The organism is Vibrio ouci, assembly GCF_004551525.1.
Classification (GTDB): domain Bacteria; phylum Pseudomonadota; class Gammaproteobacteria; order Enterobacterales; family Vibrionaceae; genus Vibrio; species Vibrio ouci.
In genome coordinates, this window is sequence record NZ_SATR01000436.1 from 1 (window position 1) to 347 (window position 347).

Annotated in this window: 1 protein-coding gene; it reads left to right on the plus strand. The window is 55.3% G+C overall.

What is annotated here, in order from left to right:
• Positions 1–347, plus strand: a 347-nt coding sequence (locus ELS82_RS26680) for a hypothetical protein (RefSeq protein WP_167489587.1), incomplete at both ends; no start/stop codon positions are given.

Here is a 347-nt window from a genome sequence, read left to right on the forward strand (position 1 = left end):
TGTTCAAGTGTCGGTAGACACGGCGAACGATAAGATTTTCGAAGGCACAGAAACGTTCAAGCTGGATGCGACAGCGGCGGCGACTGTGGGTGGAGAGAGTTTCGATCTGTCTGCGTCGGGCAATGGCAGCATTACGGATGAGCGCGACGGTGACAACAACGCAGACACGCCAACATTGTCAGTGAGTGCTGAGAGCGTGGCGGAAGACGCGGTTGCGACCTTCGATGTCACGTTAGGCAATCCGGTTGACGGTGACGTGACGTACACCTTTGGTTTAAACCTTGATGGCAGCGCGGAAGCGGCGGACTTTGAAGGTGACTTGGTAGTGAGCTACCAAGAGGGCAATG